Source organism: Gemmobacter sp., from assembly GCF_016792925.1.
GTDB lineage: Bacteria > Pseudomonadota > Alphaproteobacteria > Rhodobacterales > Rhodobacteraceae > Gemmobacter.
In genome coordinates this window covers 1-26996 of sequence record NZ_JAEULU010000106.1, presented here as the reverse complement: position 1 = coordinate 26996, position 26996 = coordinate 1, and the positions used below count along the sequence as shown (strand labels likewise).

At 64.6% G+C, this 26996-nt stretch carries 26 protein-coding genes and 1 pseudogene; 13 read left to right on the top strand and 14 right to left on the bottom strand.

The genetic code is table 11. From position 1 onward, the window contains the following. Positions 1–338: pseudogene (locus JNN06_RS05620) on the top strand (flagellar biosynthetic protein FliP); the annotation flags it as partial. Positions 339–376: 38 nt separating this feature from the next. Here the strand turns inward: JNN06_RS05620 and JNN06_RS05615 are convergent. The 9 genes from JNN06_RS05615 to JNN06_RS05575 form a co-directional block, all read right to left on the bottom strand. Further along, complete coding sequence (locus JNN06_RS05615; protein ID WP_291238614.1) at positions 377–1579, bottom strand: aminopeptidase P family protein; 1203 nt, start codon at positions 1577–1579, stop codon at positions 377–379. Between the two features lie 212 nt (positions 1580–1791). Further along, positions 1792–2799 carry a histidine kinase dimerization/phosphoacceptor domain -containing protein gene (locus tag JNN06_RS05610; protein WP_291238613.1) on the bottom strand — a complete coding sequence of 336 codons (1008 nt, stop codon included), beginning with the start codon at positions 2797–2799 and terminating at the stop codon, positions 1792–1794. A 208-nt stretch (positions 2800–3007) separates the two neighbouring features. Then, positions 3008–3883 carry a DUF3618 domain-containing protein gene (locus tag JNN06_RS05605; protein WP_291238612.1) on the bottom strand — a complete coding sequence of 292 codons (876 nt, stop codon included), beginning with the start codon at positions 3881–3883 and terminating at the stop codon, positions 3008–3010. Beyond that, positions 3876–4295, bottom strand: a complete 420-nt coding sequence (locus tag JNN06_RS05600; protein ID WP_291238611.1) for a phage holin family protein — start codon at positions 4293–4295, stop codon at positions 3876–3878. The genes JNN06_RS05605 and JNN06_RS05600 overlap by 8 nt, the downstream gene beginning before the upstream one ends. Further along, a complete protein-coding gene (locus JNN06_RS05595) occupies positions 4295–4891 on the bottom strand; it encodes a hypothetical protein (protein ID WP_291238610.1) in 597 nt (198 codons plus the stop codon). Before JNN06_RS05595 ends, JNN06_RS05600 begins: the two co-directional genes overlap by 1 nt. A 200-nt stretch (positions 4892–5091) precedes the next feature. Further along, positions 5092–5580, bottom strand: a complete 489-nt coding sequence (locus tag JNN06_RS05590) for a hypothetical protein (RefSeq protein WP_291238609.1) — start codon at positions 5578–5580, stop codon at positions 5092–5094. Positions 5581–5621: 41 nt separating this feature from the next. Beyond that, on the bottom strand, positions 5622–6824 hold the full coding sequence (locus JNN06_RS05585; protein ID WP_291238608.1) for an FAD-NAD(P)-binding protein: 1203 nt from the start codon (positions 6822–6824) through the stop codon (positions 5622–5624). Beyond that, on the bottom strand, positions 6772–7224 hold the full coding sequence (locus tag JNN06_RS05580; protein WP_291238607.1) for an FAD/NAD(P)-binding protein: 453 nt from the start codon (positions 7222–7224) through the stop codon (positions 6772–6774). Before JNN06_RS05580 ends, JNN06_RS05585 begins: the two co-directional genes overlap by 53 nt. A gap of 63 nt (positions 7225–7287) precedes the next feature. Beyond that, on the bottom strand, positions 7288–7815 hold the full coding sequence (locus JNN06_RS05575; RefSeq protein ID WP_291238606.1) for a pyridoxamine 5'-phosphate oxidase family protein: 528 nt from the start codon (positions 7813–7815) through the stop codon (positions 7288–7290). A gap of 176 nt (positions 7816–7991) precedes the next feature. Between JNN06_RS05575 and JNN06_RS05570 the strand changes: the two genes are divergently transcribed. Genes JNN06_RS05570 through JNN06_RS05555 form a run of 4 tightly spaced genes read left to right on the top strand, consistent with a single transcriptional unit; the run spans position 7992 to position 12657 of the window. Then, on the top strand, positions 7992–8996 hold the full coding sequence (locus JNN06_RS05570) for a ligase-associated DNA damage response exonuclease (protein ID WP_291238605.1): 1005 nt from the start codon (positions 7992–7994) through the stop codon (positions 8994–8996). A 2-nt stretch (positions 8997–8998) separates the two neighbouring features. Further along, positions 8999–10555 carry a cisplatin damage response ATP-dependent DNA ligase gene (locus JNN06_RS05565; protein ID WP_291238615.1) on the top strand — a complete coding sequence of 519 codons (1557 nt, stop codon included), beginning with the start codon at positions 8999–9001 and terminating at the stop codon, positions 10553–10555. A 48-nt stretch (positions 10556–10603) separates the two neighbouring features. Beyond that, positions 10604–11833, top strand: coding sequence for a putative DNA modification/repair radical SAM protein (locus JNN06_RS05560; protein ID WP_291238604.1), 1230 nt, complete (start codon positions 10604–10606; stop codon positions 11831–11833). Further along, positions 11833–12657, top strand: a complete 825-nt coding sequence (locus tag JNN06_RS05555) for a TIGR03915 family putative DNA repair protein (protein WP_291238603.1) — start codon at positions 11833–11835, stop codon at positions 12655–12657. Before JNN06_RS05560 ends, JNN06_RS05555 begins: the two co-directional genes overlap by 1 nt. 25 nt (positions 12658–12682) lie before the next feature. Here JNN06_RS05555 and JNN06_RS05550 read toward each other — a convergent pair whose 3' ends face one another. Then, a complete protein-coding gene (locus tag JNN06_RS05550; RefSeq protein WP_291238602.1) occupies positions 12683–14773 on the bottom strand; it encodes a catalase in 2091 nt (696 codons plus the stop codon). Between the two features lie 114 nt (positions 14774–14887). After that, a complete protein-coding gene (gene purU, locus JNN06_RS05545) occupies positions 14888–15784 on the bottom strand; it encodes a formyltetrahydrofolate deformylase (RefSeq protein ID WP_291238601.1) in 897 nt (298 codons plus the stop codon). A 200-nt stretch (positions 15785–15984) separates the two neighbouring features. Here purU and JNN06_RS05540 point away from each other — a divergent pair, with 200 nt between their 5' ends. Continuing rightward, complete coding sequence (locus JNN06_RS05540) at positions 15985–16575, top strand: HD family hydrolase (RefSeq protein WP_291238600.1); 591 nt, start codon at positions 15985–15987, stop codon at positions 16573–16575. On the opposite strand, the gene JNN06_RS05535 is transcribed toward JNN06_RS05540, so the two are convergent. From JNN06_RS05535 to JNN06_RS05525, 3 genes are all read right to left on the bottom strand, one after another. Beyond that, the gene (locus tag JNN06_RS05535) at positions 16572–16880 is read right to left on the bottom strand and encodes an H-NS histone family protein (protein ID WP_291238599.1); all 309 of its coding nucleotides are present in this window, start codon (positions 16878–16880) and stop codon (positions 16572–16574) included. The two genes, JNN06_RS05540 and JNN06_RS05535, sit on opposite strands and share 4 nt — an antisense overlap. A 121-nt stretch (positions 16881–17001) precedes the next feature. Then, the gene (locus JNN06_RS05530; protein WP_291238598.1) at positions 17002–17556 is read right to left on the bottom strand and encodes an ActR/PrrA/RegA family redox response regulator transcription factor; all 555 of its coding nucleotides are present in this window, start codon (positions 17554–17556) and stop codon (positions 17002–17004) included. Between the two features lie 58 nt (positions 17557–17614). Beyond that, entirely contained in the window at positions 17615–18247 is a 633-nt protein-coding gene (locus JNN06_RS05525; protein ID WP_291238597.1) for an SCO family protein, read from the bottom strand. 102 nt (positions 18248–18349) lie between these two features. Here JNN06_RS05525 and regB point away from each other — a divergent pair, with 102 nt between their 5' ends. The 7 genes from regB to JNN06_RS05490 form a co-directional block, all read left to right on the top strand. Further along, complete coding sequence (regB, locus tag JNN06_RS05520; RefSeq protein WP_291238596.1) at positions 18350–19702, top strand: sensor histidine kinase RegB; 1353 nt, start codon at positions 18350–18352, stop codon at positions 19700–19702. Between the two features lie 102 nt (positions 19703–19804). Next, positions 19805–21394, top strand: coding sequence for a PAS-domain containing protein (locus JNN06_RS05515; RefSeq protein WP_291238595.1), 1590 nt, complete (start codon positions 19805–19807; stop codon positions 21392–21394). A gap of 42 nt (positions 21395–21436) precedes the next feature. Further along, positions 21437–21883, top strand: coding sequence for a tRNA (adenosine(37)-N6)-threonylcarbamoyltransferase complex ATPase subunit type 1 TsaE (gene tsaE / locus JNN06_RS05510; protein WP_291238594.1), 447 nt, complete (start codon positions 21437–21439; stop codon positions 21881–21883). After that, the gene (locus JNN06_RS05505; RefSeq protein WP_291238593.1) at positions 21880–22884 is read left to right on the top strand and encodes a phosphotransferase; all 1005 of its coding nucleotides are present in this window, start codon (positions 21880–21882) and stop codon (positions 22882–22884) included. Before tsaE ends, JNN06_RS05505 begins: the two co-directional genes overlap by 4 nt. Further along, on the top strand, positions 22869–23552 hold the full coding sequence (locus JNN06_RS05500; protein WP_291238592.1) for a nucleotidyltransferase family protein: 684 nt from the start codon (positions 22869–22871) through the stop codon (positions 23550–23552). Before JNN06_RS05505 ends, JNN06_RS05500 begins: the two co-directional genes overlap by 16 nt. After that, complete coding sequence (gene addB / locus JNN06_RS05495; protein ID WP_291238591.1) at positions 23545–26469, top strand: double-strand break repair protein AddB; 2925 nt, start codon at positions 23545–23547, stop codon at positions 26467–26469. Before JNN06_RS05500 ends, addB begins: the two co-directional genes overlap by 8 nt. After that, on the top strand, positions 26462–26996 hold a 535-nt coding region (locus JNN06_RS05490), incomplete at its 3' end, for a UvrD-helicase domain-containing protein (protein ID WP_291238590.1). The genes addB and JNN06_RS05490, both read left to right, overlap by 8 nt.

Sequence of the window (26996 nt, the reverse complement as noted above, 5' to 3'; positions counted from 1 at the left end):
AGCCGTTCCGCATCTTCATGGCCGGGCGGGTGGACCCCGACACCTTCGCGCAGATGCAAGCCTTGCGACCGGGCGCGAGCGGCCCGGCTGTCGAGGCGCCGCTGTCGCTTTTGGTGCCTTCGTTCATGCTGTCAGAGATTCAGCGCGCCTTCGAGATCGGCTTTCTGGTATTCTTGCCCTTCCTGATCATAGATCTGGTGGTGGCGGCCGTCCTGATGTCGATGGGGATGATGATGGTGCCGCCCTCGGTGGTGTCGCTACCGTTCAAGCTGGCCTTTTTTGTGGTGGCGGATGGCTGGGCCATTCTTTCTTCGGCACTGGTCCGAAGTTACTTTTAGCGGCGCGGCAGTCAGAACCGCCGCGCCTTGAAGACGGATCAGACCACGTTGAACGCCGGGCCATAGGGATATTTGGTGATATCCTCATTGCCATCTTCGGTGATGAACAGGATGTCATGCTCGCGATAGCCGCCCGCCCCCGGCTGGCCTTCGGCGATGGTCAGCATCGGTTCCATGCTGATCACCATGCCCGGCTCCAGCACGGTGTCGATATCCTCGCGCAGTTCCAGCCCGGCCTCGCGGCCATAGTAATGCGACAACACGCCAAAGCTGTGGCCATAGCCAAAGGTGCGGTATTGCAGCAACTGACGCTCCTCGAAGAACGCATTGATCCTGGCCGTCACCTCGGCGCAGGAAGCGCCGGGTTTCAGCAGGCTCATGCCATATTCATGGGCGGCGACATTGGCCTCCCAAATCCGAAGACTGGCGGCATCGACCTCGCCCACGAACATCGTGCGTTCCAGCGCGGTGTAATAGCCCGAGATCATCGGGAACGTGTTCAGGCTAAGAATATCGCCGCGTTGCAGCACCCGCGCCGTCACCGGGTTATGCGCGCCATCCGTGTTGATCCCCGACTGGAACCAGACCCAGGTGTCCCGATATTCGGCATCGGGGAAGCGGCGGGCAATCTCGGCCTCCATCGCATCACGCCCCGCCATCGCCACGTCGATCTCTCGGATGCCCTCGCGCACGGTCTCGCGGATGGCAAAGCCGCCCACATCGGCCACCGCCGCTCCATGGCGGATCAGGTCCAGCTCGGCCTGCGATTTGCGCATGCGCTGCGCCATGGTGGCGGGCGCCACATCGACCAGACGCGCAGGTGCGAGATAGGCTTGCAGTTTTTGCGCTTGCAGGAGGGTCAGGTGGTCGGCCTCATGCCCGATCACCCGGCCCGGCCCCGTCACCGAAAGAATGGCGCGCCAGTAATTGTCGCGCTGCCAATCGGTATAGGTGATGTTGTCACCATGGCAGCGCCGCCAGGGCTGGGCTGCGTCGATCCCGGCACTGATCGTCACACTGTCTTGCGCCGTCACCACCAGCCCGTAGGGCCGCCCGAAAGAACAATACAGAAAGCCGGAGTAATAGGCGATATTGTGCATCGAGGTGAAAACGCAGGCCTCAACCCCCTGCGCGCGCATGATCTGGCGCAGCCCCGCCAGCCGCGCGTCATATTCGCTGGCTGCAAAGGGCAGCACACGCTCGCCTTGGTGAAACCGGTAGAATTGCGGACGTTCCGTCATGTCAGACCCTCCTGTGCGGGGTCCGGGCAAATGCCAGTGCGAGACCCCGAAAGGTCCCGGCGTACAGGACTGAGGCAGGTTGCCCTGCAAGCGGCGGAGCGATGCTCCTGTGACGACGCCATCGTCACGGCTCGACCTGAGAGTGCCGCAGCGCAGGGACGCTGGCAAGCGGTTTCACACAGTGCAGCGGATGCGCGCCCGGAACAACAGGGTCAGGCCGCCAGCGGGAAGTGCAGCTCTGCCAGGGCGCCCCCCGCATCCGGCCGGTTGCGCAGCGTTAGACTGCCGCCCAGGCTGCGGGCGAATTGCCGCGAAATGCTGATGCCCAGGCTTTTCGACAGCTCGGCCTCGGGCGGCAAGCCCGCGCCATTATCGGCAATGCCGAGCCGGAGCCACGGGCCTTCGCTGCCCTCGGGCCGGGTGCGGGCGCATTCAAGCCGGATGCAAAGCGGCCCGGCGGTCGGGCGGGCATGTTCCAGCGCGTTCATGATCATTTCGCTGGCAATCAACCCGAAAGGGATCGCCTGATCCGACACCAGGCGCAGCTTTTCGGCCTTGATGTCGATCACCGCCTCGGCGCCCATGGCGAAGGATTCGCGGATGTCACAGGAGAGTTGCGCCAGAAAGGCATCCACCTCGATGGCCTGCGCATCCGGGGAATAAAGGCTGCGCTGGATGCGCGACACGGTGTTCAGCCGCTGCATCGCCGCCACAAGGGCCTGTTTGGCATCGCCCTCCGCAAGGCGCGCCGATTGCAGGCGCAGCAGCGCGCCCATGGTGGCAAGGTTGTTGGAAACCCGGTGCTGAAGTTCCGAAAACATCAGATCGCGCGATTGTGCCAGTGCCAGCGAGCGTTCGCGTTCGGCCTGCACATGGCGCAGCGCCAGCGCGGTGAGCCAGATGAAGAACAGCTCGGTCGCAGTGACCACCACATAAAATCCCATCGCCACCAAGGCCGACGGTTCCAGGCTGAAGGCGGTGAAAGGCGGGATGAAGAAATACCAGGCCAGCAAGCCGGAAAGGATTGCCGCCAGAATGCCCATCTTGATCGAGGCAAAGATCGCCGTCAGCAGCACTGCGGGGAAAAATGTGAGGAAGGGAAAGCCGGGCGGCAGCGCCGGGTCCACGATTTTCCGCAAGGCAAAGGCCAGACCCACCAGGACGGCCAGAATGGCGCATTGCACGGGCAAACTGCGGCGGCCCAGCAATATGCGAGACATTCCGGCAATCAGACTGCTGCGGAAGGTCTGGACCGGGCCGGGCGGCATTGTGCCGAAAGCGGGCAAAGCAGCGCGGGCGGCGGTATCAAATGGCATGATTCGGGTCTCGCGCGGGGTGTTTCCGTCACCTTAACGGATCACAGCCCGGAACCAAAACATGCTGAATCGCGGAAGGGTCGGCCCCTGACAGGCCGACCCCGGCGTTTGATCAGTGCAAACCCGACAGGCCGCGCATCTGGCGCATGTCACTGTGCAGCGCATCTTGCAGGCTGCGGGCCAGCGCGCTTGCCCGCAAGGCCTCGTCGCGCAGGGCGGTTTGCGCATCGCGCAGCAGCCGGTCGCGCGCGTCACCCAGCAGGTGATCCTCGGCTTCGGTGGGCGGGAACAGGCAAGCGACGGCGGCCCCCGCCGCCAGCGCCACCGCGCCCGAGGCAAAGGGATGGGTCTCCACCGTCATGCGGCTTTTCTCGGCCAGCGAGAGGCGCGCCAGCCAAAGCCGCTCCCGGGCCTCGATGGCCTGATCCCGGGCCGCGCCGGTCAGGCCATCTAGCCCGCGCAGCAAGGCCTTGCGCGTGTCGCGGCTCAGTGCGGCCAGAACCTCGGCCCGGTGTTTGGCCAATTGCGCGGCGGGCGCGAGGCCACGGCGCGCCGCATCGTCGATACGGTCCAGCAAATGCTGTGCGCGACTGCGCAGCCCCTGCGCCTCGTCCAGCCATTCCTTGTGCGGATCGACGGGCGCGGGCGCGGGCGGGCCGCCCTCGTCTTCCCAACGCGTCAGCGCCTCGTAGCGCGTGCCGGCCATGGCGCCGCCGGGTTCTTCGATCAGGGGTGAGTCCGCGCGGCGCCGCCCGAGGATCAGCGCGGCCAGCGCCACCCCTGCCGCCGCCGCCACGATGGGCTGCGCCCGCACCATGGCATCCAGATGCGAGAGCATCGGCCCCGCCTGCGCCCGCAGGGCTTCCTTGCCCTCGGCCATCAAATGCGACGGGCTGAGACGATCCGTCAGGGCATTGAGCGACTGCGCCAAAGCCAGACGCTCCTGCTCCAGAGAGCGCTCGATCTCATGAAGGTTGGTATCAGACATTTCGCACTCCTTTCTCTGTCAAGCCTGCGCCAATGGCCTCGGCATCCTGCCGCAGGCCGCGCAGGGCGCGGTCGGGCCAAAGCGCCTTCAGGCGCAGGGCGGCCCGCCCCATGGACAGCAAGATCCAGGCCAGCAGGCACAGACCCAGCCCCACGGCCAGCGCGGCCCAAGCGGGCCCCATGCCGGTTTTGGCGAGGGCGGCCACCGCAGCCCCGGCCAACACGTTCAGACCCACCAAGGCAAGCACCGCTGCAACAGCAATCTTGCCGAGACCCGCGCTCGCGGCGCGCAGCCCCTCGGTGGCCTCGGCACGCGCAAGGCGAAGCTCGCCCTGCACCAGCCGCCCTAGCCCGGTCACCACGTCATTCAGCAAGGTGGCGGCGGGCGGTTCGCGATGCGCACCCTGATCCATCAGACACGCGGCCCCTGATCGTGGCGGCGCTGCGCCGAGGCGCGCACAAAACGGGCCAGCGCAAAACCGGCCACGGCGGCCGCGGCCATGAAGGCACCGGGGTGGCGCTTTGCCAGCACTTTCACATCAGAGGTGAGGTCTGCGACCGAGCGCTGGCGCAGCGCGTCGGATGCCGAGCTGAGGCCCTGCGCCACCGAGCCCAGAACACGCGATTTCAGCGCATCGTCCTGACCCTCTGCCGAGGCGCGGTTCAGCGTGGCCGCCAGCCGATCACCCACATCCGACAGGCTTTCGCGGGCACTATCGGCCTTTTCCACCGCGACATCGCGCACGGCCGACAGGGTGGAGCTGGCACCGGCCAGAATGGCATCCTTGGAGTCTTGCGCGGTGTCCGTCACCTTGCGCAGCATGTCGCCCATGCGGGACTGGCCGTCCTCGGCCGCATCGCGGGCGCCATCCGCCAGATCCTCTGCCGCGCGCTTGGCGGCGGTGGCGCCGTCCTCGGTGGCGCGCAGCGCGGCCTTGCCCGCATCGCGTGCCTTGTCGGTCAAGGCATCGGCGGCATCATGGATGGTTTTCTTGGGGGTCGCGTTCATCACAGTCCTCCTCGGTTCCGTTTGCGCCATGCCGCGATATGAGAGAGGCATGGGCTTCTGGGGAGGCAACGTTCTGAAATCGAATTGGTTCCGGTTTTACGCTAAAACATCATCACGTTTTTAAGACCGGAGACTTATGTCATGTCATGCCAAAAGCGGCGAAGCAATCGCCTCGCCGCGCGTTCGGTCTTTGACATGTTTTACGCCGCAAGGCGCAGGGCACTGGCCGGGGCTGTTTTCAAATGCACGGGCAACCCGGTTTCTGAAAACCGCCTCAGAAACGCCGTCAGAGAGGCTTTCGCAGGCCCGTCCGACACAAAAAGCCGCACCTCGGCCTCGGGCGTCTTTCGCAGACTGGGCAGAAAGGTCAGAATGGTGCGCATCACGGCAAAAACATCTTCGGCATTTTCGCCATTGGCGGCCAGAACCAGACGGCGCAACACGCCCTCTGTGCGCACATTGGCCAAAAGCGCGGTCAATGAGGCGCTGCGGCGAAAATCGGTCCAGATCGGAATGATGCCGGGCAAAGCCAACTCGGCCAGCGCCAGCCGGACCCGCGACGGCCCGGCCACCAAGGCCGTCTCACCGGGGGCCAAGGCCGTGCAGACGGGGGGCAGGCCAAGGGCCGCATCGTTCAACAAAAGCAGTTTCGGTGCGGCAAAGTGCTGTGCGGGCTCGTGGTCGGTCATGAAAGCCTCGTGCTGGTGCCGGGACCAACGCGCGGGGGGCGCTATGGTTCCCCGGCCAGAATGGCCTCGGCCACGGCTTCGCCAAGATCATGACTGGCGGTGATGCCCTGCACAAAGGGCAGGCGTGACAGCAGATAGGGCGCGGCGGGAAGGAACAACCGCCCCTGCTGCCCGGCGATGGCAAAGTGGTCATTCATCGGCACCGGGCCTTCCTCGGTGCCCAAGGCCGCCCGCAGCGAGGGGAAGGGCAGATCGGCAATGCCAAGGCTGCGCTGGCCCCGCGCGTCGATGAAGATGGCAAAGCGGCGCCGTTCACCGCTTTCGGCCTGCACTTCGGTTTCACCCGCCTTCCGCTCCAGATTATACGCCTCGCCCAGCGCGAAAATATCCAACACCCCCGCCCGATGCAGCGCCAGCAAGCGGTGGATGGATTGGGGCGGGACGGCGGCGTAATTGTCGATGAACACGCGTTTCAGCGCGTCAAAGCGCTCCCGGTCCGTTTCGGTCAGATGGGCCACCATGGTCTCCATCGGCTCGTGCATGCGCAGGATGGCATAGCGCCATTCGACCACCCGGCGGGCGGCGGTGTTGCGCTCTACCTGCGCCAGATTGCTTTTGGCCCAGTCGAACGGATCGGCGGCCAGACGCGGCGCGAAATAGGCCTCGGCAAAGCCTTCGGGCGTCAGATGGGCGAGGCCGATGGCCTCGGTATAGGCCGGGTCGGCTGCGGCCATTTCTGCCACGAAACGCGCCCAAAGGCGGTCCAGCAAGCCGTCGCTGCCCTGCGCCACTTCGCTGTCCAGCGCGGCCTCGCTCATGTGTTGCAAGGGGCGGTATGGGATCGGGCACCAGAAATCCGCCTCGGGCAAGAGGCCTTGGCGCGACATCAGCGTCAGGCGCAGGTCGCTGGCATCAGGGTCAGGATGGAAGGTCAGCGCGCCCCCGGCATCTTCGTCAAAGCGGCCATGCTGACAGGCGACCGCCATCGCCGCGTCGATCCCGCTGAGCGAGGTGCCCAGAATACCGACCGAGGTGGCGGGCAGCGCGGCCTCCATCAGCCCGGTCCAGGGCGAGACGAAAACACCCGGATCGTGGTCCGGGTCTTCGGGCCAGTCATGCCCGGTCGCCAGAACGACATGGCTGAACAGCAGGCTCTCGCTGCCGTCGGACCCGTCAAAGGTGACGCGGACCTCATCGCCCACCCGTGCCACGTCGGTGACCCGCGCCTGTTCGCGCAGCGCCACGCGATGCCCGCGCGCGCGCCGTTTCCAGCATATGTTCCAGCCGGTCGCGGAACCAAGCGCCAAGCACAAGGCGGGGCAGAAACTGGCGCTCGTGCAGCCCTGACGGATCGACGCCACAGGCCTGCAACAAAACAACCGGCTGGCGGTGCAGCCAGTCGAGATAGGTCTCTCCCAGGGGTGGAATTTCAATGCTGGCAATATTGGCCAGCATGGTCACCTGCGCCGAATCCGGGCTGTAGGGCTGCCCCACCCCGGCAAGCGGCGCGGCCTCGAACAGGGTCACCGTCAGGGGGCGCTCGGAGGCGAGGAGGTGATGCAGCGTGTAAAGCCCGGTCGGTCCGGTGCCAACAATCGCAATGTTACGCGGGCGGGGCGGGTTTTGGACGGGATGATCTTGCATCGGGCACCCAACACAGAAACAGGAGGGGCAGCGGCCCTGCCCCTCTGCGATGGAAACAGGGTATTACAGGTCCACGGCGGCGCGGGTGCCAAGATCCGGGGTTTGGCCCTTGAGGACACCCTTCACCACGCTTGCAATACCGCGCAACAGGCCGTGCCCATCCCAGACATCGGCATGGCCGGGATCAATCTCCAGCACCACCACGTCATGCACCTCGGGGCCTTCCGGCCAGAACAGTTCGGCACCGGGGTTCCACAGCGATTGCACCAGAATACGGTCGGCATTCACCGTAGCCTTGGCCTGCAAGGCGATATGGTCGCCGCGTCCCTGATAGGACAGGAACACCTTGCCATCGGCCCGCACATCCTGCGCCGCCGGCGAATTGGCTTCGGTCAGGATATAGATCAGCCCGCGCTCTGGCCGGGGGATGGTGGACATCGGCCGCCCGTTGAGGCCCGCGTCAAAGGTGGTGCTGTTGCGGGTGACCAGCATGGCAATATCAATCGTCTTCATCATCTCCCAGACCTTTTCGGGGGAAACCGCTTCGGGCTCTGCGGCATCATGGGTCTGGATCAGGGTCTCGGGGGTCATGGCTCTGCTCCTGTTGCCGGGCGGCCAGGGCGGCCCGGAGACTTGCTTCGCCGCACCAACGCGAGGAGGCTTCGCCCGGTTCCCAAACATCCCCCACAGCCCCGCCCCTTGGAAATGGCTCGACAGGGCGCATATTCTGCAAAGGGGCGCATGGCCTGCCCCGACGGGAGGCCCGCTTGCCACAACCGCCCTTGCTCATCCCCAAGCCCGAGGGACTGTATTGCCCGGACGGCGATTTCTACATCGACCCCATGCGCCCGGTGCCGCGCGCGCTGGTGACCCATGGCCATGCCGATCACGCGCGCGCGGGCCATGGCGCCGTGCTGGCCACGCGGCAAACGCTGGAGATCATGGCGATCCGCTATGGCGAGGGCTTTGCCGGGCAGCGGCAGGCGGCTGAGGGGCCGCTGCGGCTGGGCAATGTGGATGTCAGCTTTCACCCCGCCGGGCATGTGCTGGGCTCGGCCCAGATCGCGGTGACGGCGGGGGCGCAGCGGGTGGTGGTCTCGGGCGATTATGCCCGGGTGCCGACGCCCACCTGCGCGCCGTTCGAGCCGGTGCCTTGCGACATCTTCGTCACCGAGGCCACCTTTGCCCTGCCGGTGTTTCACCACCCGCCACCCGAGGCCGAGATCGCGCGGCTGCTGGCCAGCGTGGCCGCCTACCCGGACCGGGCGCATCTGGTGGGGGCCTATGCGCTTGGCAAGGCGCAACGGGTGATCGCGGCACTGCGGCAAGGCGGATGGCAGGCCCCGATCCATATTCACGGCGCCTTGCAGCGGCTTTGCGATTATCACATCGCGCAGGGCATCGACCTTGGCGATCTGCGCCCCGCCACCGAGACGCGCGGCAAGAAGGCCGATTTCGCCGGGGCCATCGTCATTGCGCCGCCCTCGGCCTTTGCTTCCACCTGGGCGCAGCGCTTCCCGGACCCGGTGATCTGCTTTGCCTCGGGCTGGATGCAGGTTCGGGCGCGCGCCCGGCAAAGGGGGGTGGAGCTGCCTCTGGTGATCTCGGATCATGTCGACTGGCCGCAATTGACCGCCACCATCGCAGAAGTGAACCCCGCCGAGGTCTGGATCACGCATGGCCGCGAGGATGCCCTGATGCGCTGGTGCGAGATGCAGGGCCGGGCGGCGCGGCCCCTGCATCTGGTGGGTTACGAGGAGGAGGCCGAATGAGCCTGAGCGCCTTTGCCACCTTGCTGGAACGCCTCGCCTTCACCCCGCAGCGCGGGCGCAAGGAGCAATTGCTGATCGCCGCCTTTGCCAGCCAGCCCGACCCGGATCGCGGCTTGATGCTGGCGGCACTGACCGGCGATTTGCGGCTGCGGCAGGTGACGCCGGGCCTGTTGCGCGGGCTGGCGGAAACGCGGGTCGACGCGCAGCTTTTTGCCGCCAGCTATGATTTCGTGGGCGATTTGGCCGAAACGATCGCCCTGATCTGGCCGGTCAGCGGCAGCGATAGCCCCAGCCTGTCGGAGGTGGTGGCGGAACTGGCCGAAACCCCCAAGACCCGGCTGCCCGGCGTGATTGCGGCGCGGCTGGATGGCCTCGGCCCGTCCGAGCGTTACGCCTATCTGAAGCTCGCCACCGGGGCGCTGCGAGTGGGCGTTTCGGCCCGGCTGGCGCGCAGCAGCTTTGCCGCCTGGGCCGGGCTGCCGCTGGCCGAGGTGGAGGAAATCTGGCACGCCCTCGCGCCCCCCTATGCCGAGCTGTTCGCCTGGGGCACCGGCGGCCCGCGCCCCGAGGCCGCCAGCCGGGTGCCGTTTCGCCCGGTCATGCTGTCGACCGCAACCGACCTTGAGGCCCTGTCGGCGCTGGACCCCGCAGATTATGCAGCGGAATGGAAATGGGATGGCATCCGGGTGCAGGCGGTCAGCGATGGCGGGCTGAAACGGCTCTATTCCCGCACGGGCGAGGATATCAGCGGCGCCTTTCCCGATGTGATCGCCCTGATGGATTTTGAAGGAGCGCTGGATGGCGAATTGCTGGTGCGGCGCGGCGCGCAAATCGGCAGCTTTGCCGAATTGCAACAAAGGCTGAACCGCAAGACGGTCAGCGCGGCGCTGCTGCGCAGCCATCCGGCGGGGTTGCGGCTGTATGATGCGCTGATCTGGCAAGGGCGTGACCTGCGCGCGCTGTCCTATGATGCCCGCCGCGCCGTGCTGGCCGAGCTGCCGTTGGGGCCGCAGATCGACCTGTCGCCGCAACTGCCCTTTGCCAGTTGGGAAGACCTGGCGGCGCTGCGCGCCAATCCGCCCGAGGCGGTGATTGAAGGCGTGATGATCAAGCGCCGCGACAGTGCCTATCTGGCCGGGCGGGTGAAAGGCCCATGGTTCAAATGGAAGCGCGACCCGTTCCTGATTGACGCCGTGCTGATGTATGCTCAGCGCGGGCATGGCAAACGCTCGGGCTATTACTCCGATTTCACCTTTGGCGTCTGGCACGGCGAGGACCTGGTGCCGGTGGGCAAGGCCTATTTCGGCTTCACCGATGCCGAGCTGAAAGAGCTGGACCGTTTCGTGCGCACCCACACAATCGAGCGCTTTGGCCCCATGCGGTCAGTCGCGCGCAGCAAGGTGGTGGAGGTGGCCTTCGAGGGCCTGAACCGCTCGTCCCGGCACAAATCCGGGGTGGCGATGCGCTTTCCCCGCATCAATCGCATCCGCGACGACAAACCGGCCAGCGAGGCCGATCATCTGGAAACCCTGCAAGCCATGCTGCCGTCCGACGGCTGACGCAACGACGCCCTTTTCTTGCGCCCACCGTGAACGTATAGTGAACAAATGGTAAAGCGCACACTGACCGAAAAGTTGGCGATTCTGGCGGATGCGGCCAAATATGATGCCTCCTGCGCGTCTTCCGGCGGCGAGCGGCGGGATTCGCGCGATGGCAAAGGGCTTGGCTCCTCCGGCGGCTCCGGGATTTGCCACGCCTATGCGCCGGACGGGCGCTGCATCTCGCTGCTCAAAATCCTGATGACCAATTTCTGCATTTATGACTGCGCCTATTGCGTGAACCGGGTGTCCTCGCATGTCGAACGCGCGCGGTTCAGCGTGGAGGAGGTGGTGCGGCTGACGGTAGAGTTTTACCGCCGCAATTACATCGAGGGGCTGTTCCTGTCTTCGGGCATCATCCGCTCGCCCGATGAAACCATGGCCGACATGACGCGCATCGCGCGCACCCTGCGGCAACAGGAAGGGTTTCGCGGCTATATCCACCTGAAAACCATTCCCGATGCCGCGCCCGAGTTGATCGAGGAGGCGGGCCGCTGGGCCGACCGGCTGTCGATCAATGTGGAGCTGCCGACCGAGCAGGCGATGCAGGCGCTGGCGCCCGAGAAATCGCCGCGCACCATCCGCCGCGCCATGGCCGATGTGCGCGCCCGGCGCGAGGCGGCGCAGGATAAAAGCCATGCCGGCAAACGCCCGGCCCGCTTTGCGCCGGCCGGGCAATCGACCCAGATGATCGTGGGCGCCGATGCCGCGACGGATGGGCAGATCCTGTCCAACGCGGCGCAGCTTTATGGCAGCTACAAGCTGGGCCGGGTGTACTACTCGGCCTTTTCGCCGATCCCGGATGCCTCGCAGCTGCTGCCCTTGATCCGCCCGCCCTTGCTGCGCGAACACCGGCTGTATCAGGCGGATTGGCTGATGCGCTTTTATGAATTTTCGCCCGGCGAGATTGCCCCGCAAGGCGGGATGCTGGATCTGGAGGTGGACCCGAAAATGGCCTGGGCACTGGCGCATCGGGAGCATTTTCCGGTGGATGTGAACCGTGCCCCCCGCGAGATGCTGCTGCGGGTGCCGGGCTTTGGCACCAAATCTGTGGCGCGGATGCTGGAGGCCCGGCGGCATCGCACATTGCGCTATGAGGATTTGTTGCGCATGGGCTGCGTGCTGCGCCATGCGCAACCCTTCATCACCCTGCCGGGATGGAGCCGCGCGCCGGGCCTTGACGATGCACATTTGCGGGCGCGCTTTGCCGCGAAGCCCGAACAATTGTCACTGTTCTGATGCAGGTTATCACCCTGCCCCTGATTGGCACCGTAGCGGCATGGCGGGCCGAGGCGCGCCGTCTGGCACAGCAAGGCGTGCGGCCCGAGGAGGTTCTATGGCAGCGCGGTGAAAGGGCTGCCGATCTTTTTGCGCAGGCCACGCCGCAAGGCGCCACAGCGCCCCCGCTGACGCTCCCGCGCGAGGCGGTTGCGGCGATGGAGGGCGCACTTTGTCACAGCGACCCGCAGCGCTTCGCCCGCGCCTATGACATCGTGCTGCGTCTGGCGCAGGGGCGGCTGCGATGGGGCGACCGCAGCGACCCGGCGCTGCACAAGCTGCTGATGCAGGAAAAGGCGGTGCGGCGCGACATTCACAAGATGCACGCCTTTGTGCGCTTTCGCGAGGTGGGCGCGCCGGACGCGCCGCGCCGGGCCTTTGCCGCCTGGTTCGAGCCGGATCACCCGATCACCGAGGCTGCGACGCCGTTCTTTGCCAACCGATTTGGCGATATGGACTGGATCATCGCCACGCCCGATCTGACCGCAAGGTTCGAGTGCGGCGCCCTTCGGTTTGAGGAGACACGCACCGAATTTCGCCCGCCGCCCGATGCGACCGAAGATCTGTGGCGCACCTACTTTGCCCATATCTTCAATCCGGCGCGGCTGATGGTTTCGGCCATGACCTCGGAAATGCCGCGCAAATACTGGAAGAACCTGCCAGAGGCAGAGCTGATCCCCGATCTGATCCGCACCGCCCCGGCGCGCGCCCGTGCAATGCAGGAGGCCGCGCCCACGCTGCCCCATGCTCATGTCGCGAAATTGCGCCCCAAGCGGCCGGAATGACCGCATTCGGGCGCGAATCTGCGGATCAGACCGGCAGCTTGACCCGCGCCTCGCGTTCCCAATTGCGAGAGGAGAGGAAGGCGATCAGCGCTTCGGCCCCGGTCGGAAGATCGAGGGTGAAGGCATCGGCTTCGACCCCGGCCTTGGCCATAAGCGGCGCCGCCTGCGCGGTATAGCCGATGGCCTTGCAATGGGCATAGGCATCCGACACGAAATCCAGCGCAGCCTTTTCGCCGGTCAAGGCCATGGCCCCGGCCTCTGACAAGACAAGCGCCACTGCATCAAAGAGGACAGAGGGCGCTCCATCCAGCTTTTCATCCGCTGGCAGATGCTTGCCGCCCTTCAGCATGACACCGCCCACCTTCGGCGCGATGATCTTGACGGTGGCCTGCGCCGCCTCGGCCGCGACTTGCAGCGCGGCGATCACGGTCGCATCCACATCGTCGCTGACCAGAATGCCCAAACAGCGGCCTGCCACTGGCGCCTCGTGCCGCAGGATGGACAAGGCATCCGAGGGCGGCATGTCGATGGGCGGCTGCGCCATGGGCGCCGGTTTCGGCAGCTTCATGCCCAGACCATCGGCCACGCGCTGTGCCAGAACCTCGTCCAGATTGCGCAACTGCGCCACAGTGCGTTCGCGCACATAGGGCAGCTTGACCTTCGACAGCTCGAACACCAGCGCGGCGACGATATGGGTCTGCTCCGGCGCGGTCTGCGAGTGATAGAACATCCGCGCCTGGGTGAAGTGGTCAGCAAAGCTTTCTGCCCGGATGCGCAGCTTCTCGGTGGCCGGCTCTTGCAGCCGTGCCAGCGACTGAAACCCCTGATCACTGGCGCGCGGGCCGGGATCTTCGCCAGCCTCATGCAGGCTGTTCGGTTCGTAATTGGCGCGGCCCTTGGGGATTTGCGTTTGCATCATCCCGTCGCGCTGAAAATTCTGCATCGGGCATTTCGGGGCATTCACCGGGATCTGGTGAAAATTCGTGGTGCCCAACCGGGATTTCTGCGTATCGAGATAGGAGAACAGCCGCCCCTGAAGCAGCGGGTCATTGGAAAAATCAATGCCCGGCACCACGTTCGAGGGCAGGAAGGCCACCTGCTCGGTCTCGGCAAAGAAATTGTCGGGCATGCGATCCAGCACCAGACGCCCGATGATGCGCAGCGGAATGTCTTCCTCGGGGATCAGCTTTGTGGCGTCCAGCACGTCATAGGGCTGTTTGGCGGCCCAATCCTCGTCAAAGGTCTGAATGCCCAGATCCCATTCCGGGTAATTGCCGGTCGTGATCGCCTCGTAAAGATCACGGCGGTGATAATCGGGGTCGGCGCCGGAAATCTTGACGGCCTCGTCCCAGGTGGTCGATTGCACGCCCAGGCGCGGCTTCCAGTGGAACTTCACCATTTTGGCCGCGCCCTCGGCATTGACCAACTGGAAGGTATGGACGCCAAAGCCCTGCATCATCCGGAAACTGCGCGGCAAGGTGCGATCCGACATCGCCCACATCACCATATGCAGCGATTCCGGCATCAGCGAGATGAAATCCCAGAATGTGTCATGCGCCGTCGCCGCCTGCGGAAAGCCGCGATCAGCCTCGGGCTTTACCGCATGCACCAGATCGGGAAATTTTATCGCGTCCTGAATGAAGAAAACCGGAATGTTGTTGCCGACCAGATCCCAGTTGCCCTCATCCGTATAGAATTTCACCGCGAACCCCCGCACATCGCGCGGCGTGTCCTTCGACCCCTTCGACCCGGCCACGGTGGAAAAGCGCGTAAACACCGGCACCCGGGCGCCCTTCTTCTGGAACAGGCTGGCCCGTGTCAGCTCGGGGATCGGGTCGGTGCATTCAAAAAATCCATGCGCACCGGTGCCACGGGCATGGACGATCCGCTCCGGGATGCGCTCGTGATCGAAATGGAAGATCTTCTCGCGCAGCACGAAATCTTCCAGCAGCGTCGGCCCACGCGCACCCGCACGCAGCGAATTCTGATTGTCAGAAACGGGAATCCCATGATTGGTGGTAAGGGGCGCGCCACCGGTTTGCCGGGTTTCGCCGCCCTGACCGATATGGGTTTCGATACTTGTATCGGGAGAAGAGGTCTTCGCAGATACGGACATCGCACATGCCTTCCGGTTGAGACTGACAGGTTCAGCACAACACGTCAGGCCGCAGATGGTTCCGGGCCGCGTCCTGAAAGGCGAGAGAGGGGCTTTGCCCCTCTCCCGGCCGGATCAGCCCATCCGCTCGGAAGCATAGCTGCCCGGCGAGGGCGGGAAGACCACGGTCTTGTTTCCGTTCAGGAAAACCCGGCGATGGACATGGGCGTGAATGGCGCGGGCCAGAACCTGCGCCTCCACATCGCGGCCAAGGCTGACATAATCCTCGCCCGATTGGGCATGGGTCACGCGGATGATGTCTTGCTCGATGATCGGGCCTTCATCCAGATCGGTGGTGACGTAATGCGAGGTGGCGCCGATCAACTTCACGCCGCGTTCAAAAGCCTGCTTGTAGGGATTGGCGCCCTTGAAGCTGGGGAGGAAGGAGTGGTGGATGTTGATGATGCGGCCCGACATGGCGGCGCACATCTCCTCCGACAGCACCTGCATATAGCGCGCCAGCACGATCAGCTCGGCCCCGGTTTCGCGCACAACGCGCATCTGCTCGGCCTCGGCCTGCGCCTTGTTTTCCTTGGTCACCTTGATGCAGTAATAGGGAATATCCTGATTTACCACGACCTTCTGGTAATCCATGTGGTTCGAGATCACGGCCACGATCTCGATCGGCAGGGCGCCAATGCGCGAGCGATAGAGCAGGTCGTTCAGGCAATGGCCAAAGCGCGAGACCATGATGATGACCTTCATCTTTTCGCCCGCCGCGCCGATCTGCCATTCCATGCCGAAGGGCTTGGCGATGGCGGCAAAGTCTTCGCGCAGCTTGGCGGCGCTGACGCCTTCTTCGCTGGCGAAGGTCACGCGCATGAAGAACCGGCCGGTCTCGCGGTCGTCAAACTGGGCGCTGTCGGTGATGTTGCACCCTTGGCCGGCCAGAAAGCCCGAGATGGCCGCAACAATCCCGCGGGTGGAGGGGCAGGTGACGGTGAGAACGAAGTTCGAGGAGGAGGAGGTCATCAGTGGATTTCCTGAGCGATGAGCGGCCTTGAAGCGTCGCCATGTGGGCAGGACGACGGGGCGCTTTATGCGACATATCGACGCCGAAAGCGACACACAGCACGAAGTTTCAGCAGAAAACGTCATCGCCCCTTGTTTTTTGCTGCCGCCTTGCCTCGGGCAGGCTGGCGCGGCAATGCTAGCCCCAAAGGGAGGGCACCATGAAACGGGCGTGGCAAAGGATGCTGTCGGGGCGCAGGCTGGACCTGCTGGACCCGACCCCCATGGATATCGAGGTGGAGGACATCGCGCATGGCCTGGCCTTTGTCGCGCGCTGGAATGGGCAGACCATTGGCGATCACCCCTATTCGGTCGCCGAACATTCGGTTCTGGTGGAGCGGATTTTTGCGCTGCAAAATCCGGGAATTGCGCCGAAATGGAAACTGGCCGCCCTTTTGCATGACGCGCCCGAATATGTGATCGGCGATATGATCAGCCCGGTGAAAGCCGCGATTGGCGCCGCCTATGGCGAATTGGATCAACGGCTCACGGCGGCGATCCATCTGCGCTTTGGCCTGCCCGCGCAATTGCCCGCCGCGATCAAGAAATCCATCAAGACGGCAGACAAGGTTTCGGCTTGGCTGGAGGCAGTGCAGATTGCGGGTTTTGACGTGTCCGAAGCCAACCGGCTTTTCGGGCGCCCGGCCGAGGCGGTGATGCGCGAGGTCGAAATCCGCCTGCGGCCGCCCAGAGAGGTGCGGGCCGCCTATACGGCCCGCCACCTGGAGTTATTGCAAGAGATTGACGGTTAAACCGCCAGATCCTCGGGCGATTTGCCATCGGCCAGCGCGGCCTCGAACCAACGCGGTTTGCGGCCACGGCCCGACCAGGTTTCGGCCGAATTGGCCGGGTTGGCATATTTGGCCGAAGCGGGCGCCCGTTTGCGCACCGGCGCCGTGCCCAGCAATTCGGCAAGGCTGAAACCCATCTGGCGCGCGCGGTCTTCAAGCTCGGCCACGGCTTCTTTCTTTTTACGATCCTCATAAGACGCAATAGCGCGCGCAACTTGGGATTGCAGTTCTTTCAGTTCTTTCAGCGAAAGCGCGTTCAGATCCATCAGGAAGTCCTTTTGCGGGTGTTCGGGCGATCCTTGTGAAACAGCAGAAATCGCAAGCACGGATATTTTATTATCCGCGCTTATAATCCGATATGGACCAACCGGCAATCTTATTTCGGGCTTATTTCGGGCTGCGCTTTGCCAGGATGCGCTGAAGGGTGCGCCGGTGCATGTTCAAACGGCGCGCGGTTTCCGAGACATTGCGGTCGCACATCTCGTAAACGCGCTGGATATGCTCCCACCTCACACGATCCGCCGACATCGGGTTTTCCGGCGGTTCTGGCAAAACCTCGCCCCGGGCCAAAAGCGCATTTGTCACTTCATTCGCATCGGCGGGTTTTGAAAGATAATCGGTGGCCCCGATTTTCACCGCCGCCACAGCGGTCGCAATGGCGCCATAGCCGGTCAGAACCACAATGCGGCAATCGGGACGACGCTCGCGCAGCGCCTCGACCACATCAAGGCCATTGCCATCCTCAAGCCGCAGATCGACCACGGCATAGGCAGGCGGGCGGCTTTGCGCGATGGCTTTGCCCGCCGCCACGCTTTCCGCCGTTTCGGGAATGAAACCGCGCTTTTCCATCGCCTTGGCAAGGCGTTTCACAAAGGGCTCATCATCATCGACCAGCAGCAACGTGCGGTCCGGGCCCAGCTCGGCGCTCAGATCATCCATCATTGCTTCATCCCTGTTTCACGCCATCCCGCACAATATCTAGGCCGCTTTGGCCCAAAGGTCAATTTTTCGGCAGGCTTTTCGCGGCCTCCATGTAGCAGGCGGTAGTTTCGGCCATCTGTTCCGGCGTGGTCTCGCGTTTGAAAAACTCGACAAAACCGATTTGCGGCAAGACCAGATAGGTGAAGGTCGAATGATCCACGAGGTAAAATTCATCCTCGGCGGGCTGTGCCTTGAAATAGGTCTTGTAGGCCAGCGATGCCGCCTTCACCTGTTCGGCGCTGCCGGTCAGGCCCACCATCTTGGGATGCAGATTGGCGGCATAATCCTTCATCACCTGCGGCGTATCGCGGGCCGGGTCGACCGAGATGAACACCGGCTGGGCATCAAGGCCCTGAGCCTCGAGCAGGTCCACCGCCTGCGCATTGCGGGCCGCGTCAAACGGGCAGACATCAGGACAGAACGTATAGCCGAAATAAACCAGCGAGGGTTTGGTGATCACCTGCGCATCGGTAACCGTCTGGCCTGCCCCATTGACCAGCGTGAACGCACCGCCGATCGTGCCACCGCCGACGGCGCCCTGACGGCAGGCAACAAAGGGGTCACCGGGGCTGCTGAGTTGACGATAGACCAAAGGCCCGGCCACCAGCCCAACCAGGGCCGCAACGGCAATTCCTGCGTAAAGTTTCTGCATCGGGCTCTCCGCGCTGGTTTCCGGCCTGTTCCGGGCGCATTGATCCTGCATGACAAGCCTTTTAACAATGCCAAATCCGCAACTGCGGCAGGAAGCCACCCCATGACCGATCTTGCTTTCCCTTCCTCTGGCGGTGTGTTGCAACTGCGCACCCTGACGCTGATCCGCTGGGCCGCCATTCTGGGTCAGGGCGCAACATTGCTGATCGCGCATCTGTCTTTTGGCATTGGCCTGCCGGTCGGGCTGTGCCTGCTGGTGATCGGGCTGTCGGTGATCGGCAATCTGTTCCTGCAATTCCTGTATCCCGAAAGCACCCGCCTGTCCGAGCATCAGGTGTTTCTGGTGCTGAGCTTCGATCTGGCGCAGCTTTCGCTGCTGTTGTGGCTGACCGGCGGGCTGACCAATCCGTTCGTGTTGCTGATCGTAGCGCCTGTCACGATCTCGGCCACGGCGCTGAGCGGGCGGGCCACGCTGGTGCTGGGCGGGGCAGCGATTGCCTGCGTTTCCGCCTTGTCAGTGACGCATTTGCCGCTGTCCCTGCCCGGCGGCCTGGCCTTCACCCTGCCCCCGCTTTTTGCCTTTGGCTTCTGGCTGGCGGTGGTGATCGGCATCCTGTTCCTCGGCTCTTATGCGCATCGCGTTTCGGGCGAAATCCACACCATGCAAGAGGCCTTGCTGGCCACGCAGATGGCCCTGGCGCGGGCGCAGAAGCTGACCGATCTGGGCGGCGTCGTGGCGGCGGCGGCGCATGAGCTGGGCACGCCGCTGGCCACCATCAAGCTGGTCAGCGCCGAATTGATCGACGAGCTGGACGATCAGCCAGAGCTGCAATCCGATGCCAAGCTCATCCGGGAGCAGGCCGACCGCTGCCGCGAGATTCTGCGCAGCATGGGTCGCGCCGGCAAGGATGACCTGCATCTGCGGCAGGCGCCGCTTTCCGCCCTGATGGCCGAGGCGGCCGAGCCTCACATGTCGCGCGGCAAAACAGTGGTCTTCACGCTGACCCCGCCGCAACCCGATGCGACAGACCTGTTGGTGCAACGCCAGCCCGAGGTGCTGCATGGCCTGCGCAACCTCATTCAGAACGCGGTGGATTTTGCGCATTCCACCGTTACGGTCGAGGCGGAATGGACGACCGACCAGCTGATCATGCGCATCCGCGATGATGGCCCCGGCTATCCGGCGCATGAGCTGGGTCGGCTTGGCGAACCCTTTCTGCGCAACCGGAAGTCTGCGCCGGAACCCAGCCAGAAGCAGGATCAGCGCCCGGAATATGAGGGCATGGGGCTGGGCCTTTTCATTGCCAAAACCCTGCTGGAACGCACTGGGGCGCGGCTTTCCTTTGCCAATCTGGGGGCCGAGGCCGGAGGCGGCGCCATTGTCGAGCTGCGCTGGCCGCTGGCACGCATCGTGGCGCCCACCGGGGCTTTGGGGGAAAATCCGCTCAACACCTGATGGGCGGACGCGCCGCCTGCGCCTCGCCGCCATCTCGCCTTAACCAAGCGTTAACCTTCCAGCCGCAAGCTGGGGAAAAGGCAGAATGCTTGGGGATTCGAGATGCTGACGGATTGGGTGCCCTCGGTGGTGCTGGTGCTGACCTGCGGCCTGATCGCGCTTGGCTGCATTTTCATCCTCGCCGCCCTGCAAAGCAGCGGTGATCGCAGCGCCACCACCGTCTTTGCAGATCGCAGCGGCGGAACCACCTTCCTGTTCGATGACGAAATGCTGCTCGACGCCACGCCTGCCGCCAAGGCGCTTATTGCGCAGGGGGGCACCGGCTCGCCATGGTTGCGCCTGCTGGCCTATCTGGCACCGCGCTTCCCGGATGTGGAAAACCGGCTGGCCGTGCTGCCCGAGATCGGGCGGGTGGCGCTGACCGAAGTTCAGGCAGATGGCAGCATGCTTGCCATCGAGGCCGAATTGCGCGGCGGCCTCACCCGGATCACCCTGCACGAGGCTGAAACCCTGCCCGAGAAAGGCAGCCAGGATCTGCTGACCCAAAAGGCCCTGCAACAAGAGGTGCAGCAGCTGCGCGCCGCCATTGCCCGTACACCGATGCTGATCTGGCGGGAAACCGCTTCGGGCGAGGTGATCTGGGCCAATGCCCGCTACCTGAGCGAGGCCGCAGCGCGGCTGGAGCCGGGGCGCGATCTCACATGGCCGCTGCCGCAGCTGTTTGACGGCCGCATGACGGCAACCCATGTGACACAGGGCTTTACCAGCCACCGGCACAAGCTGGCCTCACCGAATGGCGAGGGCAACTGGTATGACCTGACGCATGAGGAAGATGGCAGCGAGCGCCTGTTCTATGCGACCCCCTGTGACCTGACGGTAAGGGCCGAATCCGCCTTGCGCGATTTCACCCAGACCCTGACCAAAACCTTCGCGCATCTGCCCACCGGACTGGCGATCTTTGATCGCCAGCGCCAGCTTGCGCTGTTCAACCCGGCTTTGCTGGACCTGTGCAACCTGCCGCCCGATTTTCTGTCAGCACGCCCCACGCTTTTTGCCTTTCTGGATGCCATGCGGGATCGCAACATGATCCCGGAGCCGAAAGATTACCGCAGCTGGCGCAAACAGATGAGCGAGCTGGAAAAGGCAGCGGCCTCGGGCCTTTATGAAGAAACCTGGAACCTGCCTTCGGGCCAGACCTACCGGCTGGTCGGGCGCCCGCATCCCAACGGGGCGCTGGCGCTGATGTTCGATGACATCTCGACCGAAATGTCGCGCATCCGCCGCTTTCGCGCGGATCTGGAGCTTGGGCAATCGGTGCTGGACGCGGTAGATCAGGCGGTGGCCGTGTTTTCTTCGGGCGGGGCGCTGGTGCTGGCAAATACCAGCTATGCTGGCCTATGGGGCCATGACCCCGCCGCCAGCGTCGGCCAGGGCTCGTTGAAACAGATCAGCGCCTGGTGGCGCGAGCGCAGCTCTCCGACGCTGTTCTGGGCCGAGGCCGATACGTTTTGCAGCACAGCCGCCAATGGTGACATGCTGGTCGGCGAGGTGCGATTGCTGGATGGCCGCCTGATCCATTGCGAATTGCGGGGCTTGCCGGGTGGCGCGACCCTTGTGAAATTCAGCGCTGCGGATCACGACAAGATGGAAGGCCACGCGCTGCCACTGGATCGTCAGCGCAAGCGGGCCTGATGGCGCTTGCGGGCGGCGTGGCGGGCGGTAAAACTGCCCGTCATGATCACGTCCCTGTTCCTGCCCGATGAAACCGCCACCGACCGGCTGGCTTGCCAGCTTGCACCGCGATTGCAAGCCGGACAGGCTCTGCTGCTTTCCGGCCCGATCGGCAGCGGAAAAACCCATTTTTCGCGCGCGGTGATCCGGGCCTTGCTGGGCGATGGGACAGAGGTTCCATCGCCCACCTTCACGCTGGTGCAAACCTACGCGACGGAAGAGCCAGAAATCTGGCACGCCGACCTTTATCGCCTGTCGCATCCCGATGAGGTCATCGAACTGGGGCTGGAGGCGGCGTTTTCTTCCGCGATCTGCCTTGTGGAATGGCCGGATCGGCTGGGCGATCTTGTGCCGGACGGCGCGCTGCACATGGCTTTTGCGACCGAGGGCGAGGGGCGCCGGGTGACCTTCACCCCGCCCGGTCATCCCTTGCTGGAGGGGCTGGCATGAACCGGCACGACCTGTCGCAACGCTTTCTGGACAGTGCCGGCTGGGGCCGGTCAGAGCGCCGCTTTCTGGCTGGCGACGCCTCGGATCGCAGCTATGACCGCCTCCGCCGCGATGCGGAAACCGCCGTCCTGATGGATGCCCCTCCCGGCAAGGGCGATGATCCCGCGGCCTTCATCGCCATCGCCAAACATCTGGGCGCGCTTGGTCTTTCGGCGCCGCGCCTCCTGGCGCAGGATTTGGAAAATGGCTTTCTGCTGCTGGAGGATTTGGGCGATGGCATCTATGCCCGCCTGCTGGAGACCGGCGCGGTGACTGAACTCTCGCTATATACCGAGGCGGCGCGGGTGCTTGGGCATTTGCAGGCTGCCCCCCTGCCGCCCGGCCTGCCTGATCTGACCGCGCAGGATTGGGCAGAGGCCGCGGCTTTCGCACTGGATTGGTATCGTTTCGGCGTCACCGGCGCGCGCTGCGACACCGCAGATTTTGTCGCCATTCTTTCGGACATCCTCGCCCGTCATGCCGATGGCCCGCGCGTCCTGATCCTGCGGGATTTTCACGCCGAAAACCTGATCTGGCTGCCGGAACGAGCAGGGCTCGCGCGGGTTGGCCTGCTGGATTTCCAGCTGGCGCAGGCGGGCCAGCCGGAATATGACCTCGTTTCCTTGCTGCAAGACGCCCGGCGCGATGTGCAACCGGATACAGAGGCGCAGATTTGCGCCGCCTTCCGTGCGGCCAGCGGCAAAAACGACAGCGCCTTTGCCGCCGCCTATGCTGCATTGGGCGCACAGCGCGCGTTGCGCATTCTGGGCATTTTTGCCCGGCTTTGCCTGCATGGCGGCAAACCCGGCTACCTGCGGCTGATCCCCCGCGTCTGGGGGCAGTTGCAGCAAAATCTGCGGCATGCGGCGCTGGCGCCCTTGGCACCGCTGTGCCAAGAGCTGCTGCCCGAACCCAGCCCTGACCGCCTCGCAAGGATTGCCGCCCAATGCCCGACGCCCTGATGATCTTTGCCGCCGGTTTTGGCACCCGGATGGGCACCCTGACCGCAGACCGCCCCAAACCCTTGATTGAAGTGGCCGGAAAAACCTTGTTGGATCATGCGCTTGCGCTGGCACCGGCGAATCTGCGGATCGTGGTCAATGTGCATTATCGGGCGGCGCAAATCCGCGCGCATCTGGCCCGGCGCCCGGAGGTTCTGATCTCTGATGAAAGCGCGAAAATTCTGGAAACCGGCGGTGGGTTGCGTGCGGCCCTGCCGCTTCTGGCCGCCGATCCGGTTTTCGTTCTGAACAGCGATGGCGTCTGGACGGGCGAAAACCCTCTGCAACAGCTGGCCCGGGCATGGGACCACGACCGCATGGATGTTTTGCTGCTGCTGTTGCCTGCCGAACGCTTTACCGGGCATCGCGGCACGGGCGATTTTGTCATGGATGCCGAGGGTCGGCTCGAGCGGGCGCATGGGCGCCCCGGCCTGACCTATATCGGCGCGCATATCACGCGCACCAATGGCCTGAGCGCGATTGCAGACGAGGCGTTTTCGCTGAACATCCTGTGGGACAGGGCGATTGCCGAAGGGCGCGCTTTCGGTCTGGTGCATCAGGGCGGCTGCGCCGATGTCGGCCGCCCCGAGGGCATTGCCATGGCTGAAAAGCTGTTGGCAGATGGGTAAGCTGTTCGCCCTCCCCCCCGGAACAGACTTCCCGGCGCAGCTGGTGGCCGGGCTGCATCAGCGCTTTGCCGGGCAGCCGCCCGAGGCACTGGCCAGGGTCACCTTGTTTCTGAACAGCCAGCGGATGCGGCGCCGGGTGACGGAATTGCTGGTCGCCGAGGGCGCCGCGTTGCTGCCCCGCCTGCGGCTGGTCACCGATCTGTCGCCCGAGGCGGCACGGCTTGGCGTTCCGCCATCGGTGCCTGCCTTGCGCCGCAGGCTGGAGCTGACGCAGCTTGTTCTGGGCCTGCTGGAGGCACAGCCAGACCTCGCCCCCCGCGCGGCGGTTTTTGATCTGGCCGATAGCCTCGCCACTTTGATGGATGAAATGCAGGGCGAAGGCGTCACGCCCGAGCAGATCGCCGCGCTGGACGTGTCGAACCACTCCGCGCATTGGTCGCGCAGCCAGGCATTTTTGGCTATTCTAGAGACGTTTTTTGCCACAGACGAAGCCCCCGATCCGCAAGCGCGGCTGCGCCGGGTGATCGAGCAATTGGCAGGCCTGTGGAACACCTCTCCCCCCTTGGGACCGGTGATCATTGCAGGCTCGACCGGGTCGCGCAAAACCACCTTGCGGCTCATGCAGGTGGTCGCGAACTTGCCAGAAGGCATGATCGTGCTGCCCGGCTATGATTTTGATCAACCCCAGAGCGTGTGGGAGGGGATGAGCGACGCGCTCACCGCCGAAGATCACCCGCAATACCGCTATCGGCGGCTGTTTGACGCGCTGGAATGCGGCCCCGCCTCGGTGCAGCGCTGGACGCAAGCCGAGGCCCCCTGCCCCGCGCGCAACCGGCTGGTTTCCTTGTCGCTGCGCCCGGCGCCCGTCACCGATCAATGGCTGACCGAGGGGCAGGATTTGCATGATCTGGAACTTGCCACCCGCGACATGACGCTGATCGAGGCAGATAATCCCCGCGACGAGGCTTTGGCCGTTGCGCTGATGTTGCGGGAGGCTGCCGAAACCGGGATCACGGCGGCGCTGATCACGCCGGATCGCGGCCTGACGCGGCAGGTGGAGGCCGCATTGGACCGCTGGCGCCTCGTGCCGGACGATTCGGCCGGTCGCCCCTTGCCACTCTCGGCGCCCGGGCGGTTTTTGCGGCATATTTCGGCTCTGTTCGGCCAAAAGCTGACCTCTGAAGCGCTGATTACGCTGCTCAAACACCCTTTGACCGCCAGCGGCGCAGAGCGGGGAAAACACCTTCTGCTCACGCGGGAACTTGAACTTTCGCTGCGCCGCAAAGGCCCGCCCTTCCCCAGCCGCGAAAGCCTTCGGGCTTGGGCCTCCACACAAAAACACCCGGAGGCGGAAGTTTGGGCCAGCTGGATCAGCGGCCAGCTGACGGGGTTGGAGCATATCCGCAGGCAAAGCCTGACCCTGCATCTGGAGCGGCATTTGGCCGTCGCAGAGACTGTTTCCGCTGGGCCATGGGAAACTGGCAGCGGCGGGCTGTGGCTGGAGGCCGCCGGACAGGAGGCCCGTCGGCTGTTGGATGAATTGCAGCGTGAGGCCCCGATCGCGGGCGTTCTCGCTGTGCATGATTACCGCAATCTGTTCGATTCGGTGCTGCAACGCGGCGAAGTGCGCGATGATCGCGGCGTGCATCCGCGCATCGTCATTCAGGGCACGCTGGAAGCGCGGGTGAGTGGTGCGGAGCTGGTCATTCTGGGCGGTCTGAATGACGGGATCTGGCCCAAACTGCCCGCTCCGGACCCGTGGCTGAACCGGCGGATGCGCAAGGATGCCGGTCTCAGCCTGCCCGAGCGCCAGATCGGCCTCTCGGCCCATGATTACCAGATGGCGATTGGGGCGCCCCGCGTTGTTCTCAGCCGCGCGCGCCGCGATGCAGAGGCCGAAACCGTGCCCTCACGCTGGTTGAACCGCCTGACCAACCTGTTGGGAGGCCTGCCGGCGCGCGGCGGGCCTGCGGCATTGGAGGCCATGCGGGCCCGCGGCAAAACCTGGCTGCAAATGGCCGATGCCATTGAACGCCCATCGACCGAACAACCGCTGGCCCGCCGCCCCTCGCCGCGCCCGCCGCTGGCACATCGCCCGCGCGAGCTGCCGCTGACACGCATCGCGACGCTGATCCGAAACCCATATGAGGTTTATGCGCGCTATATCTTGCGTCTATACCCGCTCAACCCGCTGCATCCAGTGGCCGATGCGCGGCTTCGTGGGTCGACCTTGCATAAAATTCTTGAAACCTATGTGCGGATTCGCCGCCAGCATGATCGCGATGCCGCCCGCGCCCTGCTGCTGTCCGTCGCCGAGGGCGTTCTGGCGGATGAGGTGCCCTGGCCTGCGGCGCGCCTGCTGTGGCAAGCCCGCCTGACCCGTGCCGCGGACTTCTTCCTCGATCATGACGGCATGCTGGGGGGCATCCCGGTCAGCCTGGAGGAAAAAGGGCGCATCCGCCTGACACCGCTGGATTTCACCTTGTCGGGCATACCGGACCGTATCGACATTTTGCCCGATGGGCGCCTGCATATTCTGGATTACAAGACCGGCACGCCGCCAACACCCGCCCAGCAGACCAGCTTTGACAAGCAACTGCTGCTGGCCGCTTGCATGGCCGAGCGGGGCGGCTTTGCCCAGATCGGGCCGACCGAAGTGGCGCGGATCACCTATCTCGGGCTTGGCGCGTCGCCGAAAATGGTCAGCACGGAAATCACCGCTGCGCTGTCGGGCCAGACATGGGAGGCGCTGCATCGCCTGATCGCGCGCTATTTGCAGCGGGAAACCGGCTATACCTCGCGCCGGGCCATGTTCGAGACGAATTTTGCCGGCGATTATGACCATCTAGCCCGGTTTGGCGAATGGGAAATGACCGAAGCCGCGACCCCGGAAACCGTAGGGGGCGAGGATGCGTGACAGTGCAAGCCAGCGGCAGGTCGATGCCGCGCGCCCCGGTTGGTCCACGTGGCTGGCCGCCAATGCGGGTTCGGGCAAGACCCGGGTGCTGACCGACCGCGTGGCGCGGCTGCTCCTCTCGGGGGTCGATCCGGCGCGCATTCTGTGTCTGACCTATACCAAAGCCGCCGCATCAGAGATGCAGAACCGGCTGTTCGCCCGGCTGGGCGAATGGGCAATGATGCCCGAAGCCAGTTTGCGCCCGGCGCTGGAGGCGCTTGGCGTCGAGGGCGGGGTTGAAACTGCGACGCTGGCCGAGGCGCGCCGCTTGTTTGCCCGCGCCATCGAGACGCCGGGCGGGCTGCGCATTCAAACCATCCACAGCTTTTGCGCCACGCTGCTGCGACGCTTCCCATTGGAGGCCTGTGTCTCGCATCAATTCACAGTACTGTATGATCTCGCGGCCAAGCTGATGCGCGAAGAAATCTTCGTTGAAATGGCTGATTCTGCTGCGTCAGATACGCTTTCGGTCTTGGCCACCCTCTATA